The organism is Pedobacter hiemivivus (genome assembly GCF_004331685.1).
Taxonomy (GTDB): domain Bacteria; phylum Bacteroidota; class Bacteroidia; order Sphingobacteriales; family Sphingobacteriaceae; genus Pedobacter; species Pedobacter hiemivivus.
This window is the reverse complement of the sequence record NZ_SJSM01000052.1, coordinates 1-2,006: the sequence shown is the minus strand read 5'-3', so window position 1 is coordinate 2,006 and position 2,006 is coordinate 1. Positions and strand designations below refer to the sequence as shown.

Here is a 2,006-nt window from a genome sequence, read left to right as displayed (position 1 = left end):
ACACTCGCTACATCGTTATCATTAATGGTGGTCGTTGCCGTAGCAATACCGATCGTTGCAAGCCCCGTAATACCGGTTAAGGAAGCGCTGAATGTTTCGCCCGGCTCTACCAGGTTATCGTCATTAATAGCTACGGTAAAGGTTTGGAATGCCCCACTTGCAGAACCTGCCGGGAAACTTACCGTTCCGGCAGTAATGGCTGTATAGTCACCCGGCGACTGGGCTGTACCATTTGCGGTTGCATAATCTACCGTAAAGGCTTCCTGTACATTACCCATTAAAGTCACTCTAAAGGTCGCCGTTCCCGCATTCTCATTTACTGTTAAAGGGGTCGAAAGTGATACGCTCGCCACATCATTATCAATAATGGTGGTTGTCGTGCTGGCCGTAGCTATCGTGGCAAGACCGGTAATACCACTTAAGGTGGCACTAAACGTTTCGTCCCCTTCTCTAAACTGGTCGTTCAGGATAGGCACCGTGAAGCTGCTGATAGTCCCGCTTACTGAACCTGCCGGGAAAGTGATTGTTCCTGTAGTAGTTGCGTAATCGTTTGGCTGAACCGCCGAACCGTTTGATGTGTTATAATTCACCGTAACAGCATCCTGAACTCCGCCGCTTAAAGTCACCATAAAGGTAGCTGTACCGGCCGACTCGTTAACCGTCGGAAGGGTCGAAATTGCTACACTGGCCACATCGTTATCGATAATGGTAGTTGCGGTGCTGGCTGTACTAATGGTTGTAAGACCGCTGATACCGCTTAAGACAGCACTGAATGTTTCAGCAGGCTCTGCCAGCTGGTCGTTAAAGATTGGTACGGTGAAGGTTTGTGTATCTCCGTTTACTGAACCCGCCGGGAAGGTGACTGTTCCACCGGTAGCGGTATAATCGTTCGGCTGAATGGCTGAGCCATTTGCCGTAGCATAATTTACCGTAAAGGCCTGCTGAACATTCCCTGTTAAGGTTACCGTAAAGGTGGCTGTACCTGCTGCCTCATTGACTGTTGGATTGGTCGAAATCGCTACGCTTGCTGCATCATTATCCGTAATGGTGGCTGTTGCAGTGGCTGTAGCTATCGTTGCAAGGCCGGTAATATTACTTAAGGCAGCACTGAATGTTTCGCCCGGTTCTCTAAGATTATCATCCTGAATAGGTACCGTAAAGGTCCGGGTCGTCCCCACCGAACCCGCGGGGAAGGTAATCGTTCCGCTGCTTGCTGTATAATCACCTGGGGCAATCGCTGTGCCGTTCGCAGTAGCGTAATCCATTGTAATGGCATCCTGAACACCGCCTGTCAGGGTCACCGTAAAGGTCGCTGTTCCCGCTGCCTCATTTATTGTTGCATCGGTAGAGATCGATACGCTCGCCGCATCTTCATCATTAATGGTAGTCGTCGCTAAAGCCGCTGTTGATGATATCGTAGCCAGGCCGGTAATTCCCGTTAAGCTGGCGCTGAAGGTTTCGTTCGATTCTGCAAAAGCATCGTCAACCAAATCTACTGTAAAGGTCTGCACTGCCCCGTTTGCCGAACCGGCAGGGAAAGTTACCGCTCCTGTCCGGGCAAGATAATCACCCGGCGCGCTTGCCGTACCGTTTGCAGTGGCAAAGTTTACCGTAACAGCTTCCTGAACACTGCCTGTTAAAGTCACCGTAAAGGTGGCTGTACCCCCGTTCTCATTTACCATAGCAGGGGCCGATATGGATACGCTGGCCACATCATTATCTACAATGCTGGTGGTAGCGCTGGCGGTACCAATCGTGGTAAGACCGGTAATACCCGTTAAAGTGGCACTAAATGTTTCGCCTGTTTCTACAAGGTTGTCGTTCTGAATCAGTACCGTGAAAGTCCTGGTCGCCCCGCTTGGTGAACCTGCCGGGAAGATGACCGATCCTGTAGCATTTGCGTAATCACCAGGTGCAATGGCTTGCCCATCTGAACTGGCATAGTTTACCGTAAAGGCATCCTGGACATTGCCGGTTAAAGTCACCGTAAAGGTAGCTGTACCCGC

1 protein-coding gene is annotated in these 2,006 nt (G+C 50.6%); it reads right to left on the bottom strand.

Features of this window, described 5'->3' with window-relative positions; all coding sequences use genetic code 11:
- Nucleotides 1–2,006: Calx-beta domain-containing protein (locus tag EZ444_RS27000; protein ID WP_205945362.1), on the bottom strand; the 2,006-nt coding region annotated here is incomplete at both ends.